Source organism: Kocuria rhizosphaerae (genome assembly GCF_044462265.1).
Taxonomy (GTDB): Bacteria; Actinomycetota; Actinomycetes; order Actinomycetales; family Micrococcaceae; genus Kocuria; species Kocuria rhizosphaerae.
This window is the reverse complement of the sequence record NZ_JBISWL010000139.1, coordinates 35031-49225: the sequence shown is the minus strand read 5'-3', so window position 1 is coordinate 49225 and position 14195 is coordinate 35031. Positions and strand designations below refer to the sequence as shown.

At 71.7% G+C, this 14195-nt stretch carries 11 protein-coding genes; 5 read left to right on the top strand and 6 right to left on the bottom strand.

The window, feature by feature from the left end:
• Nucleotides 1–437 (bottom strand): ATP-binding cassette domain-containing protein (locus ACH9EU_RS16290; protein WP_396414951.1); only part of this gene is annotated, 437 nt, incomplete at its 3' end.
• A 431-nt stretch (nucleotides 438–868) separates the two neighbouring features.
• On the opposite strand from ACH9EU_RS16290, the gene ACH9EU_RS16285 reads away from it, so the two are divergent.
• On the top strand, nucleotides 869–3958 hold the full coding sequence (locus ACH9EU_RS16285) for an alpha-mannosidase (RefSeq protein ID WP_396414950.1): 3090 nt from the start codon (nucleotides 869–871) through the stop codon (nucleotides 3956–3958).
• A gap of 29 nt (nucleotides 3959–3987) precedes the next feature.
• Here the strand turns inward: ACH9EU_RS16285 and ACH9EU_RS16280 are convergent, their stop codons facing one another.
• From ACH9EU_RS16280 to ACH9EU_RS16260, 5 genes are all read right to left on the bottom strand, one after another.
• The gene (locus ACH9EU_RS16280; RefSeq protein WP_396414949.1) at nucleotides 3988–4908 is read right to left on the bottom strand and encodes a BadF/BadG/BcrA/BcrD ATPase family protein; all 921 of its coding nucleotides are present in this window, start codon (nucleotides 4906–4908) and stop codon (nucleotides 3988–3990) included.
• On the bottom strand, nucleotides 4905–6263 hold the full coding sequence (ggh, locus tag ACH9EU_RS16275; protein WP_396414948.1) for a glucosylglycerate hydrolase: 1359 nt from the start codon (nucleotides 6261–6263) through the stop codon (nucleotides 4905–4907). The genes ACH9EU_RS16280 and ggh overlap by 4 nt, the downstream gene beginning before the upstream one ends.
• A gap of 64 nt (nucleotides 6264–6327) precedes the next feature.
• Nucleotides 6328–7194: an ABC transporter permease subunit gene (locus tag ACH9EU_RS16270; RefSeq protein WP_396414947.1), complete on the bottom strand. Its 867-nt coding sequence runs from the start codon at nucleotides 7192–7194 to the stop codon at nucleotides 6328–6330.
• Complete coding sequence (locus ACH9EU_RS16265; RefSeq protein WP_396414946.1) at nucleotides 7191–8138, bottom strand: ABC transporter permease subunit; 948 nt, start codon at nucleotides 8136–8138, stop codon at nucleotides 7191–7193. Before ACH9EU_RS16265 ends, ACH9EU_RS16270 begins: the two co-directional genes overlap by 4 nt.
• Before the next feature lie 28 nt (nucleotides 8139–8166).
• Nucleotides 8167–9441: an extracellular solute-binding protein gene (locus ACH9EU_RS16260; protein WP_396414945.1), complete on the bottom strand. Its 1275-nt coding sequence runs from the start codon at nucleotides 9439–9441 to the stop codon at nucleotides 8167–8169.
• Between the two features lie 569 nt (nucleotides 9442–10010).
• Between ACH9EU_RS16260 and ACH9EU_RS16255 the strand changes: the two genes are divergently transcribed.
• From ACH9EU_RS16255 to ACH9EU_RS16240, 4 genes are all read left to right on the top strand, one after another.
• On the top strand, nucleotides 10011–11063 hold the full coding sequence (locus tag ACH9EU_RS16255) for a substrate-binding domain-containing protein (protein WP_396414944.1): 1053 nt from the start codon (nucleotides 10011–10013) through the stop codon (nucleotides 11061–11063).
• Nucleotides 11064–11139: 76 nt separating this feature from the next.
• Nucleotides 11140–12474 carry a mannose-6-phosphate isomerase, class I gene (gene manA, locus ACH9EU_RS16250; protein WP_396414943.1) on the top strand — a complete coding sequence of 445 codons (1335 nt, stop codon included), beginning with the start codon at nucleotides 11140–11142 and terminating at the stop codon, nucleotides 12472–12474.
• A gap of 81 nt (nucleotides 12475–12555) precedes the next feature.
• Nucleotides 12556–13620 (top strand): beta-eliminating lyase-related protein, encoded by a 1065-nt coding sequence (locus ACH9EU_RS16245; RefSeq protein WP_396414942.1) that lies wholly within the window; start codon nucleotides 12556–12558, stop codon nucleotides 13618–13620.
• Nucleotides 13617–14174, top strand: a complete 558-nt coding sequence (locus tag ACH9EU_RS16240; RefSeq protein WP_396414941.1) for a GNAT family N-acetyltransferase — start codon at nucleotides 13617–13619, stop codon at nucleotides 14172–14174. Before ACH9EU_RS16245 ends, ACH9EU_RS16240 begins: the two co-directional genes overlap by 4 nt.
• Nucleotides 14175–14195 lie beyond the last annotated feature (21 nt).

Genomic DNA, 14195 nt, shown 5'->3' with positions numbered 1-14195 from the left:
ATCGCCACCCGCTGGCGCTGCCCGCCGGACAGCGCCTTGGGCTTGCGGTCCAGGTAGTCGCTCAGGTCCAGGATCTTCGCCGCCTCCTCCACCCGGCGCTTCCGTTCCGTCGCGTCGATCTTGGCGATCTTCAGGGCGAAGCCCATGTTCTCCGCCACGCTCATGTGGGGGTAGAGGGCGTAGTTCTGGAAGACCATCGCGATGTCCCGGTCCCGCGACGGGACGTCGGTGACGTCACGGTCCCCGATGAGGATCCGCCCCTCCGTGACCTCCTCCAGCCCGGCGAGCATGCGCAGGGTCGTGGACTTCCCGCAGCCGGAGGGCCCGACCAGGACGAGGAACTCCCCGTCGGCGATCTCCAGGGAGAGGTCGGTGACCGAGGGCGAGGCCGCCCCGGGGTACTGGCAGGTGACGTGGTCGTAGTGCACGGAAGACATGGTGGTTACCTCTTTCCCGGCAGGCACGTGCCGGACGATCCGAAGGAGAAGAGCACCCCCGCAGGTGACGGGGGTCACTGTGAGCCTAGTCACGGTCCGCGCCCTCGCCAATTCGGGACGTCCGGCGGCGTCACGAGAAGGGCGAGCTGCGGCCTCTTGAATCGGGTATTCCGATTTGGTGTACTCGACGAAGAGTCCGGCAGGAACGAGGACGGCCACCGGGCCGATTTCTGGTGAAGAATTCACCGCCCGTCGATGCGCCGACTCCGGCCGGGCCGGACATTGTTATCCGCCCCGAATTGCGACCATTCCCCCGGTCGGCGGACGAGAACGGGACCGGCGTATTCCGCGCCGTTTCACGACCGCCGGCGACCACGGCCGTTTCGACGGGCCCGTGCGACGCGCATCTCCCAGCGAAAGGCTGTGTTTCCATGCACTACCCCAGTTCCGGCGTCGAGGCCCGGGTGCGCAGGTTCCGCGCGGAGTACCTCCGGCCGGCCCTCCACCGGCGCAGCGCGCCGCTGCGGCTCACCGCCTGGGAGGTGCCGGACGAGCCCGTCCCGTTCGCGGAGGCGGTCGGCAGATCGTTCACCCCGTTCGCCGCAGGGTCCGCGTGGGGCAGACCGTGGGGCACCGTCTGGTTCCACGCCACGGGGTCCGTTCTCTCCGGGTGGCGCGGGGAAGCGGGAACCAGCGCGGAGCTCGTGGTCGACCTCGGCTTCAACGACGCGCTGCCCGGGTTCCAGGCCGAGGCCACCGTCTACACACCGTCCGGCCGGATCGTGAAGGCGATCGAGCCGATGAACCGGTCCGTGGCGCTCGAGGGCCTCGTGGGCGATGACGGCCTGGTCGATCTCTACATCGAGGCCGCGGCGAACCCTCGCGTGAAGCTCCGCGACCTGTTCACCCCGACGCCGTACGGCGACAAGGCGACCGCGGGGACGGACCGGCTCTACCGTCTGGGACGAGCGGACGTCGCCCTGCTGGACCAGGAGGTCTGGGAGCTCGAGCAGGACTGCGCGGCACTCGTGGGCCTGCTGGAGCAGCTGCCCGAGTCCTCCCAGCGCCGCGCGGGCATCCTGCAGGCCCTCGACCAGGCCGTCGACGCCATGGACCCGGACGACATCAGCGGCACGGCGCCGGCCGGCCGCGCCGTTCTGGCCCCGGCGCTGTCCCGGCCCGCGTCGGCCAGCGCCCACCGGTTGCACGCGGTCGGGCACGCGCACATCGACTCGGCGTGGTTGTGGCCCACCCGGGAGACGGTGCGGAAGGTCGCCCGGACCTTCTCCAACGTCTGCGATCTCATCGACTCCCACCCCGGGTTCGTGTTCGCTGCCTCCTCCGCCCAGCAGTACGCCTGGCTCAAGGAGTACTATCCCGACCTGTTCGAGCGGGTCCGGGAGAAGGTCAGGAGCGGGAACTTCGTCCCCGTCGGCGGCATGTGGGTCGAGTCGGACACCAATCTGCCGGGCGGCGAGGCCCTGGTGCGCCAGTTCCTCGCCGGCAAGACCTTCTTCCTGCGGGAGTTCGGCGTCGACACCGAGGAGGTGTGGCTGCCGGACTCCTTCGGCTATTCGGCGGCCCTGCCCCAGATCGTCGCCGCGGCCGGGGCCCGGTGGTTCCTCACCCAGAAGATCTCCTGGAACGAGACCAACGTGATGCCGCACCACACGTTCTTCTGGGAGGGCATCGACGGCACACAGGTCTTCACCCACTTCCCGCCCGTCGACACGTACAACTCCGATCTCGGCGCGGCGGACCTGGCCCGGGCCGAGAGCCAGTACGCCGAGAAGGGGATCGGGACGACGTCGCTGGTCCCCTTCGGGTACGGGGACGGTGGCGGCGGACCGACCCGGGAGATGCTGGCGGCCGCGGCCCGGACCCGGTCGCTCGAGGGATCGCCCACCGTCACCCTGTCGAGCCCGCGGGCCTTCTTCGAGGACGCGGAGTCGGAGTACCCGCAGCCGCCCGTCTGGTCCGGGGAGCTGTATCTGGAGTTCCACCGCGGCAGCTACACGTCCCAGGCCCGCACCAAGCGCGGGAACCGGCGCTCGGAGCACCTGCTCCGCGAGGCGGAGCTGTGGGCGACGACGGCGGCCGTCCGCGTGGGGGCCCCGTACCCGGCGGCGGCCCTGGAACGCATCTGGCACACGGTCCTGCTCCAGCAGTTCCACGACATCCTGCCCGGCACGTCGATCGCGTGGGTGCACCAGGAGGCCGAGCGCAACTACGCCGAGGTCGAGGCCCGGCTGGAGTCGATCATCGGGGCGGCCGTCACGGCGCTGCTGGGCGAGGGCGAGAACTCCGTCGCGCTGAACGCCGGCCCCTACGCGGTGGGCGGCGTCCCGGCCCTGGGCGGCGGCCGCGCCGTCGCGCACGGCACGACGCCGAACGGCCGGGCGGAGCGCCGCATCGAGCGGGTCGACGGGGGGTACGTGTGCGACAACGGCCTGGTGCGTCTGCGGGTGGACGACGCCGGGCTCATCCGGTCGATGGTCGACCTCCGGGCCGACCGGGAACTCCTCCCCGCCGGCCGGACGGCGAACCTGCTGCAGCTGCACCGTGACACGCCCACGCAGTGGGACGCGTGGGACATCGACGACCACTACCGCCGCACCACGGAGGACCTGGACGCGGCGGCCGGCGTGGGGATCGAGCGCCGCGGGGACCGTGACGTCCTGGTGGTCCACCGCGAGTTCGGGGCCTCCTCCGTGACCCAGACGCTGAGCCTCGAGCCGGGCAGCCCGACCGTCGAGATCCGGACGGAGATCGACTGGCACGAGCGCAAGAAGCTGCTGAAGCTGGCCTTCCCGTTCGACATCCACGCCGATCGGGCCACGTCCGAGATCCAGTTCGGACACGTCCATCGCCCGACGCACGCGAACACCTCGTGGGACGCGGCGCGCTTCGAGACCGTCGCGCACCGCTGGGTGCACGTCGGCGAGGCGGACTACGGGGTCGCGGTGGCCAACGACGCGACCTACGGGCACGACATCACCCGCAGCCGCAACGGCAGCAGGGACAGCGCGACGACGGTGCGGCTGTCCCTGCTGCGGGCCCCGGTGTTCCCGGACCCCGGGGCCGACCAGGGCAGGCACACGATGAACGTCTCCCTGCGGGTGGGTGCGGCCGTCGCCGACGCCGTGCGCGAGGGCTACCGCCTGAACCTGCCGGTGCGCACCGTGGAAGGGGTCGGCGACACCGAGATCCGGCCGCTGTTCACGGTGAGCAACGACGCCGTCGTCGTGGAGGCGGTGAAGCCGGCCGAGGACGGCGGGGGCGACGTGGTCGTGCGGCTCTACGAGGCGCACGGGACCCGGGCACGGGCCGCCGTCCGCGCCGACTTCCCCACGGCGTCCGTCACGGAGACGGATCTGATGGAGCGCGACGTGCCGGCGGGCGCGGTCACGGCGGTGGACGGGAACACGGCGCACCTCGAGCTGAGGCCGTTCCAGCTGCTGACGCTCAGGTTCTCACCGGAGGCACGCGGTCCGGCCGCGGGGCGCGACCGGGACGGCTGAGGGCGGACCGCCGCCCCACCCGCGGACGGTCAGCCGGCCGGCCGCGGAGCGAGCCGGAACGCTCCGTGCACGGGCTCCGTGGCCAGCGCCCGGACGTCCGTGATGCCCTCGGTCCCGAGGTCCCTGGTCAAGGACGCGCGCAGCGCGGGCTGGTGGGCCGCGAGGCCGCCCCCCAGAACCACCGGGCCGTCGACGCCGAGGCGGGAGGCGACCTGGAGGACGTCCCTGACCAGGTACGCCGCGCCGAGTTCGATGAGGTCCCGGCTGGGCGCGTGGCCGTCCGCGGCGGCGCGGAAGACCACCCTCGACTTGTCCGCCCAGTAGCGTCTGTCGGTGCCGCCGTGGAAGTGCGCGATGAGCTCGGTGGGCAGCGTGAGCCCGCAGGTCTCCAGCAGGGCGGCCCCCAGCTCGTCGACCGGCAGACCCATGTCGGCCCGGCGGAGGGTGTGGCGCACCGCCTCGCGGCCGAACCAGTAGCCGCTGCCCTCGTCCCCGAGCAGGTACCCCCACCCGCCGGCACGTGCCTCGGTGCCCGCGTCGTTGACGCCCCAGACCGCGGATCCCGTCCCCGCGATGACGGCGATGCCCGTGGTGGTCTCGCCCGCGGCGAGGATGAGCCGGGTGTCGTGGACGACGGTGATCTGGGCACGGCCGGTGTGGGGTGCGATGAGCCCGCGCAGACGTTCGGCGTCCTCGCCGGTGTCGACACCGCCGGAACCGACGACGACGGCCCGTGCGTCGCCGGCGTGCAGGCCCGTGAGGAGCTCGGCCAGGCTGCTCGCCGCCGTGGCCCGTGAGACGTTCTGCACGTTAGCGCTGCCCGTGGTCAGCTCGCGGGTGACGACGCCGTCCTCGAGACGGATTCCGTGCGTCTTCGTCCCGCCGATGTCCACACCGATGACCACTCCGCCGGCGCTGCCCGGCGGACCGTCCGACCGCGAGTCGTTCATGGACGCCTCTCCGGACCCGACGTCGTCTGACCGACCCACTCCAGGGCCGCCGCCGCGGTCCACGCCTGCGACAGGCTGCCGAGCGGTTCGCCCGTCAGCGGTTCGTAGTACTCGCCGAAGGCGAGGTCCGAGAGCTGCTGGAGCGACACGGAGCGGAGCTGCTCGTCCAGGTCGAACTGTCCGTTGCGGGCGCCGGCCCAGCCGAGCAGCAGGTTCAGGAACGGCCACACCGGGCCGCGCCAGTAGGTCCGCGGCCGGAAGGCCGGGCTCGAGGGCGAGGTCGAGGGAGGCAGCGGGAAGCGCAGGGACGGGTGGCCCATCCAGTCCGGACCCTGCAGCAGCGACCGCTGCCGGTCGAGGAGATCGGCGTCGCCGCCGGCGACCAGGGGGGCGAAGCCGGAGACCGTGGCGGTGGAGATCCACTGCCGGGCGAGAACGTCGTAGTCCCGTGCCAGCCCGGTGTCGGGGTCGACCGTCGAGGCCACTCCGTCGCGGAACCGCCGGGCCGTCTCCCGCAGCTCCCGGGCCTCCGCGTGGCGGCCGATCTCCTCGCCGAGACCGGCGAGGACCTCGCTGGCGGCGGCCATGATCCCGGAGAAGAACACGTCCCGCACCCGGAAGTCCACGGTCCGCTCCACCAGCTCGTCGTCGAACCCGACGGAGGCCATCTGCTGGACGAGCCACAGGTACTTCGTGTACTCGGCGTCGTCGGGCCTCTCGTCGACATTGCCGACGTGCTGCGTGTCCTTCCGGACGAACGGCTCCACGTCGCCGGGGACCACGCGGGCATAGGGCCCGTCCCAGCGCGGGGAGTTGTCGAAGCCCGACTCCCAGCCGTGGTGGATCTCGATCAGTCCCACGCCCTCGGGGTCTCGCACGCCCGCCAGCCAGCGGTGCCAGGCGTACCACCCGTCGAAGGACTCCCGCAGGAAGGACTCGGCCGCGGCCTGGTCGGCCCCCCCGTTCTCCCGTGCCCGGTCGACGACGTGCCGCAGGGCGATCGCGTGCACCGGAGGCTGGCAGATGCCGGTGCTGCGGACGCCCTCGGGGCGGGCCGCCGCCCCGGCCGTGCCCCACCGGTCGAACCCGGGGAAGTACCGGGTGTCGTCGTCGCTGAAGACGATGTGCGGGAGCATGCCCGTGCTCCACTGGGCGTCGATGACCGTGCGCAGCTCGGTGATCGCCCGGGGAACGTCGAACCGGGCGAGACCGATCGCGACGAAGGCCGCGTCCCAGCTCCACTGGTGCGGATAGAGATCGGGGGCCGCCGTGGTCATCGTGCCCAGGTCGTTGAGCCGCAGGACCTCGATCGCCCTGGTCCGGATCTCGTCCAGGGCAACGGTCTCGGTGTTCATGTGGCCTCCAGTGCCATTGGGGTCCCGGTCGGGGATGCTTGTCGGGTGCGGTGCGCGCGGCCGCTCATCCCTTCACCGCGCCGCTCGTGAGAGCGCCCACGATGAACCGCTGCAGCAGCACGAAGATGACGATGATCGGCAGGACGCTGATCAGGCTCGCCGCGGCGAGGTAGTGCGTGGTGATCGCCTCCGAGGTCGACTGGAGGTTGATGATGCCCACGGAGACCGGGAACATCTCGCGGTCGTCGAGGAGGATGAACGGGATCACGAACTGCGACCAGCTCTGCACCCCCACCAGGATCGCCACGGACGCGATGCCGGGAGCGGCCAGAGGCAGCAGGATCTTCAGCAGCAGCTGGAGACGGTTGCAGCCGTCGAGGGTCGCGGACTCGTCCAGCTCCCGCGGGATCGAGTCGAAGTACCCCCGGAGGAACCACGTGGCGACCGGCAGGCCGATCGCCACGTAGACGACGATCAGGCTCCCGTAGCTGTTGAGCAGGTCCACCTGGGCGAAGACCCGGTACAGCGGGATCGCGACCACCACCGGGGAGACCATCTGGAAGACGAGCACCAGCAGGAGCGCGGTGCGCTTGTACCGGAAGTTCATCCGCGAGAACGCGTACGCCGAGGGGATCGCGACCAGCAGGACGAGCGCGATGGTCGAGAGCACGATGAGCAGGGAGTTGGCGAGGTACCGCCCCACGGGGGTCCGCTCGAAGACATAGGCGTAGTTCTCGAACTTGGGGTCCGTCGGGAACAGCAGGGGCGGCGAGGCGAAGAGCTCCGGCACGTCCTTCAGCGAGAGTGAGAGCACCCAGAGGAGCGGGAAGATGAAGAACAGCGTGATGACGGCGAACATCAGGTAGTAGACGGCGTCGACCAGGCGTTTGCGGGCGGTCTTGGAGAGGCGCTGACTCTTGACGTTCGTCATGCCTTCTTCGCCTCCTTTCCCTTCTCGAGGAACCGGAAGTACACAACGGTCAGGGCGACGTTGATGACGAGCAGCAGCGTCGCGGTGGCGGCCCCGCTGCCCAGGTCGAAGTTGTTGAAGATCTGGTTGTAGATGCTCAGCGCGATGACCTCGGTGCTCCTGCCCGGCCCGCCTCCGGTCATGGCCATCACCATGTCGAAGGTGTTGAACGTGTCGACGATGATGACGATCATGTTCACCAGCAGGACGGGAAGCAGGATGGGGATGACCACCCTGAAGAGCCGGTTGACGGCCCCGGCCCCGTCCATCTTGGCGGCCTCGATCACGTCCTGCGGGAACGTCTGGAGACCGGCGTAGATGAAGATCATGCTGAACGCCGTGCCACGCCAGATGTTGGCGACCGTCACCGCGATCAGGGCGTTGGTCGGGTTGGACAGGAAGGCGATCGGGTCGTCCACGCCCACGAACGTCAGGAAGTAGTTGAGGATTCCGGTCTCGCCCTCGGCGTAGAGCAGGCTCCAGATGACGCCGATGATGACCCCGGGGATCGCCCAGGCCGAGAGCACGGCCGTTCTCGTGATGACGGTTCCCCGGAGGTTCCGCTTCGTGCCCTGGTCGAGCATCAGCGCGATCGCGAACCCCAGCAGCATCTGGAAGGCCACGCTGAACCCGACGAACAGCGCGGTCACCGTCAGCATGTTCGCGAAGCTGGGCGCCGTGAAGAGCGAGGTGTACGAGCCGATCGTGTACTCGTAGTCCGTGCCCACGAGATCGGCGTCCGTGAAGCCGAGGCGGACGATCTCGATGATGGGATAGAGGAAGACCGCGATCAGGATGAGCGCCAGGGGCAGCACCCAGGGGATCGGGGTGTCCCCCATGCGGGAGAGCAACGATCGCCTGGGCGCCGCGCCGGCGCGCACCGCGGTCTCGGATGCATGTGTCATGGGGGACCCCCGTCTCCGGTCGGTCAAGCTACTGGACTGCCGACCAGGCGTCGTCCAGGGCCTGTTCCGGCGACTTGCTGCCGGAGACCACGCTCGAGACGGCGACCTGGAGCTCGGTCGAGATCTGCTGGTACGAGTCGGCGGAGGGCCGCGACCGGGCGTACTCGGACAGGTGCTGCTGGAAGGTCTCCGAGAACTCGTCGCTCTCGTAGTCGGGGAGCTCGTAGACGGTCTCCCGGACGGGCAGGCTGCCGTGGGCCCCCGTCCAGGAGGCCATGCCCTCGTCGGTGACGAAGGTCTCGGCGAGGAAGTCGACGGCCGTCTGCTGGGTCTCCTCCTCCTCGGCGAAGACGCCCCACGCCCAGCCACCGGCGGTGGTCGCGATCTCCGCGCCCTCGCGGTGGGGGATGGTGGCCACCGCCCAGTTGGCGGCGTCCTCCTCGCTCAGCAGCTCCTTGATCTGCGCGAGCTGCCAGTTCCCGCCCAGGAACATGGCGACGTTGCCGGAGGCGACCTCGGAGTTGAGGTCGTCCTCGGAGCCGTAGGAGGAGACCCGCTGCGGCGTGATCCCGCTGTCGACCGTCTCCTGGAGGAAGGTCAGCACGTTGAGCATCGCCTCCCGGTTGGCGCCCTCGCCGAAGACGGGGTTGCCCTCCTCGTCCACGAGCTCGCCGCCCTGGCCCCAGAACATGGGCAGCACGGTCGCCACGATCGTGCCCTCGCCGCGGCCTCCCGGGTACATGAACGCGGTGTGGCCGTCATCGGTCAGCTGCCGGCCGACCTCGAGGGTCTCGTCCCAGGTCTTCGGCGGGGTCGGGACGAGGTCCTTGCGGTAGAACATGACGCGGACGTCGGTGGTGAACTGCATGCCCTTGATCTCGCCCTCGGGGGTCTCCATGATCTCCTGGGCGAAGGGGAAGTAGTCGTCGAGCGCGATCCCGTGCTCCTCCAGGTACGGATCGAGCGGCTGCAGGTGCTCGTAGTACCGCGGCAGCAGGTGGGCGTCGATCTGTGCCACGTCGGGAGCGCGGCCCTGGGACGCCTGGGTCAGGATCCGGGCCATGGCGTCCTGGATGTCCGAGGAGTACGCCGTGAGTTCGATGTCGGCGTCGCGCTCCTCCTCGAAGGACTCGACGCTCTCCTCGAGGTAGGCTCCGACCGCCGAGTTGGGCGAGTCGAAGGTGTACGAGGGGTGCGCCGAGATGTCCAGGGTGTCGCCCCCGCCACCTCCGCCCCCGCAGCCGGTGAGCACGAGCGCCCCCGCCATCAGGCCGGCGGTGTGGGTCTTCTTGAGCAGTTTCACGATCATTCCTCCATGGATGGTTTTCCGTGCATTTCCGGTCCGGAAATCTTTTCGCCGGGAAATGCCTGCGAGCGGGCCCCGCACTCACGCTCAGAATTCGACGTCGAATTCGGTCGAATTCGCACGGGGCGCGACGTCGTGTCCGCGCGGCCGGATATCCGGTGAATTCCGGCCACGCATTTCAGGACGTGATCTGCGTCATATGGGCCACGCTATGGCAAGATATTCGCCCGGTCCAGAGGGCGCGCGCCGCCCTCCGCCCGGACGGCCGGCGGCCGGCGGCGCGGACCACGCCGCGAGCAGCGGCCGGGGTGGATCCGGGTGGTGGTTCATGGACGGCTCCGATCAGGGGTGCGACGTCGAGGTCATCCGCCGGTGCGGACGTCCGCCCGCCCCGCCCGGGTGACCGGGGACACCGTCTGTCCCACGTGGGACACAGAAGGCCCGCCCGGAGACCGGCGACGGTGCGAAGGGGTGATGTGTGACCCACACTACACACATGTCCCACGTGAGCCAAGCCCCTTGTCCCACGATGGACAGATCGGCGTCCGCTTGCTAGCGTCGCCAGCGTGAGCGACGACGTGACGGCCGACGACGGCCCGGCGGACCGGAGCACCCCTGTCGTGCGCCGCGCGACGACGGCGGACGTGGCCGGCCTCGCCGGTGTCAGCCTCAAGACCGTGTCCAGGGTGTTCACGGGAAGCGCGGGCGTCTCCGCCGGGACCCGGCGGAAGGTGCAGGAGGCCGCCCGTGAGCTCGGCTTCCGCCCCAACTACATCGCCCGCGAGCTCCGGTCCGGCGGGATCTCCACGGATGTCGGTTTCGTGATCGGCGACCTGGGCAACCCCTTCTACTCCAAGGTCGCGGCCGGAGTGGAGCGGGTGCTGTCCGACCGCGGGCTGACGATGATCCTGGCCGCCACCGAGGACGAGGCCGGCGAGGAGCCGCGGGTCGTGCGCGCCATGCTGGACCGGGGTGTGCTCGCCCTGCTCCTCGTGCCGATCGCCGACGACCACTCGTACCTGCGGACGGACAACGTGGCCGGGGTGCCGGTGGTCTCCGTGGACCGGCCCCTGAGCCACCTCGCCGGCGACGCCGTCGTGCTGCGCAACGCGGACGGGGCCGCCCGGGCCGTGCGGCTCCTGCTCGACAGCGGCCACCGGAGGATCGCCTTCGTCGGCAGCTCCGCCGGTCTCTACTCGCACGGGGAGCGGCTCAGCGGCTGCCGGCTGGCCCTGGAGGAGCGCGGACTCGTGCCGGACCCGGCCCTCGAGCGGACGGACGCACCCACCGTGGAGACGGCCGAGGCCGCCTGCGAGGAGCTCCTGCGGATGGCCGATCCGCCCTCCGCGATCTTCGCCGCCAACAACCGGGCGGCCGTCGGCGTCTACACGGCGCTCCGCCGACGCGGGTCGGACACGGCCCTGGTCGGCTTCGACGACTTCGACCTCGCCGACGCGCTCGGCATCACCGTGGTCTCGTACGACCCGGTGCGGATGGGGGTCTCGGCCGCACAGCGCGCACTCGCCAGGCTCGCCGAGGGGCGGGAGCCGGAGCCGGTCCGGACCGTCGAGATCTCGACCTCGCTCACCGTCCGCCGATCCCACCTGTCCCTGCCCTGACCCCGGCCCCGCCGAGCGGGCTCCGGCCACCGGGCCCCGCCGCACCGTGCCGGCGGGGCCAGAAAGCGACCCCGACATGCACCTGCTGCGCAACACGGTACGGCCCTACCCCTGGGGCTCCCCCACGGCCATCGCGGACCTCCTCGGACGGGCTCCCGGCGGCGGGCCCGAAGCAGAGCTGTGGATCGGCGCGCATTCGGACTCCCCCTCCGTCGCCGTCCGGCCCGAGGGCGATCCGGTGCCGCTGGACGCCCTCATCGCGGAGGATCCGGTGCACCACCTGGGACGCGCCGTGCACGAGCGCTTCGGCGGGCACCTTCCCTTCCTGGTGAAGGTCCTCGCGGCGGAGTCCGCCCTGTCCCTCCAGGTGCACCCGACGCGGGAGCAGGCCGCCGCGGGCTACGCCGCGGAGAACGCCGCGGGGATCCCCGCCGGCGCCCCCCACCGCAACTACAAGGACGCGAACCACAAGCCGGAGATGATCCTCGCGCTCACCACCTTCGAGGCCCTGTGCGGCTTCCGCCCCCCGGAGGAGTCCTCGGCCGTGTTCGCCGGTCTCGCCGAGCTGCTGCCGGCGGACTCCGAGGAGTCCCTGTTCCTGGCCACGGTCGCCGCCGACCTGCGGTCGGGGGACCGCCCCTCGGCGGTCCGGCAGGAGCGCTCCCCGGGGGCCGGACTGCGCGCGGCCTTCTCCCGGCTCGCCACGGAACGTCGGTCGGCGGGCAGTGCCCTCGCCGCCGTCACCGGGCTCAGCGGCACCGGCGGTTCCGCGCTCGAGCAGGACCTCAGGACGGTGGCCGAGCTGGACGCGGAGCACCCCGGGGACCCGGGCGTGCTGATCGCCCTCCTCCTCAACCGCGTGGCCCTGCGGCCCGGCCAGGCCCTGTACCTGCCCGCCGGCAACATCCACGCCTATCTGCACGGACTCGGGATCGAGGTCATGGCGTCCTCCGACAACGTCCTGCGGGGCGGGCTGACCACCAAGCACGTGGACGTCCCCGAGCTCCTGAAGACCGTGGTCTTCGAGCCCCTGGCGCCTCCGGTGCTGGCGCCGGAGCGCACCGCGCCCGGCCAGGAGCTGTTCCGTCCGCCGTTCGAGGAGTTCCAGCTGCAGCTCCTCCGGCTGGAGCCGGGGACGGCGAACGGGCGGGGCGCCCCCTCCCGGGCGCAGCTCGTCCAGGAGGGACCGGTCGTCGTCCTGGCCGTGACCGGCGACGTCGACGTCCAGGCGGGCCCGGAGCGCCTGACGCTCCCGCGCGGGGAGTCCGTCTTCGTCCCGGCCGCGGAGTCCCCGGTCGTCCTGAGCGCGGGGAGCTCCGACGCCCCCGCCGGCGGCACGCTCGCCGTCGCCGTGACCGTGGCCCGTGGCGCCGCGGCCCCGCCCGGCTCCTCCCCGGGCGTGCCCGGGTAGAGTCCGAGGCCCGGCCGTCCCTCCGACGGCCCGGGAGACGACCGGACAGACAATTCGGAAAGACGACCGGAAAGAGACACCGTGAGCGAGAGCGCCCTGACCCGACGGCACGACCCCGCCCGGCGCGGCTTCGGCAGCGACAACCACGCCGGGGTCCACCCCGAGGTGCTCCGGGCGCTGGCCGCCGCCAACGGCGGCCACGTGGCCGCCTACGGCGCGGACCCGTACACCGAGGCGCTGCAGGACGTGACCCGCCGGCACTTCGGGGAGCGGGCGGAGTGCTGGCCGGTGTTCAACGGGACGGGCGCCAACGTCGTCGCCCTGGCCGCGATGACCGACCGCTGGGACGCCGTGGTCTGCACGGACGGGGCCCACGTGAACGTGGACGAGTGCGGGGCGCCCGAGAAGCTCGCCGGAGCGAAGCTGCTCCCGGTGCCCAGCCCGGACGGGAAGCTGAGCCCCGCCCTGGTCGACCTGCAGGCCCACGGCTTCGGGGTCGAGCACCACGCCCAGCCGCGCGTGGTGACGGTCTCCCAGTCGACGGAGCTCGGCACGGTCTACACCCCCGAGGAGCTGCGGGCGGTCTGCGAGCACGCCCACGGCCTGGGCCTGACCGTCCACCTCGACGGCGCCCGCCTGGCCAACGCCGCGGCGTCCCTGGACGTGCCGCTGCGGGCACTGACCACCGACGCCGGTGTGGACGTGGTCTCGTGGGGCGGGACCAAGAACGGGCTGATGGGCGCCGAGGCCGTCGTCGTGCTGAACCCGGACGCGGTGCGCCAGCCACGGTTCGTGCGGAAGCTCTCGACGCAGCTGGCCTCCAAGACGCGGTTCGTCTCGGCGCAGCTGCTGGCCCTGCACGAGGGCGACCTGTGGCTGGAGTCGGCCCGGCGGGCCAACGCGATGGCCCGCCGGCTCGCCGACGGCGTCGCGGCGGTCCCCGGCGCCCGGCTCACCCAGTCCCCCGACGCCAACGGGGTCTTCGCGGTGCTCCCGGAGGGAACCGCGGCCCGGCTGCAGGAGCGCTGGCCGTTCCACGTGTGGAACCCGGCCACCGGTGAGGTCCGGCTCATGTGCGCCTGGGACACGACCGAGGAGGACGTCGACGGGTTCGTGACGGCGCTGCGGGAGGAGGCCGGCCGGTGAGCGACGGCGCGGCCGTCGTCGTGCGCGCGTGGGACGACGACGACGCGCGGGCCACCCTCGAGGTCTTCCGCCGCGCCGTCCACGGCACGGCCCGCCACGACTACACCCCCGAGCAGCTCGCGGCGTGGGCTCCGGGGGACATGCCTCTCGCGGACTGGGCCGGCCGGCGCCGGGAGGCCGCCACCGTGGTCGCGGAGCTGGCCGGCCGGGTCGTGGGCTTCGGCGACCTCGACCCGGCGGGCCACGTCGGCATGCTCTACGTGGACCCCTCCGCGGCCCGGACGGGGGTGGCCTCGGCCCTGCTGGAGCATCTCGTCGCGCAGGCACACCGGCGCGGCCTCGCCGAGCTGAGCACCCACGCCTCCATCACGGCGCTGCCGTTCTTCGAGCGGCACGGCTTCGTCGTCGTCGAGGAGCGCCGCCCCGTCCGGCGCGGGGTGGCGATGACCAACTTCGCGATGCGGCGGCAGCTCGCCGCACCGGGGGACGGCGCGCGGATCGACACGGCCGACGCCCCGGAGAGGACGAGCGGCGGCCAGGGCATCGCTCGCTGAGCATGGAGCCGGTTCCGGGAC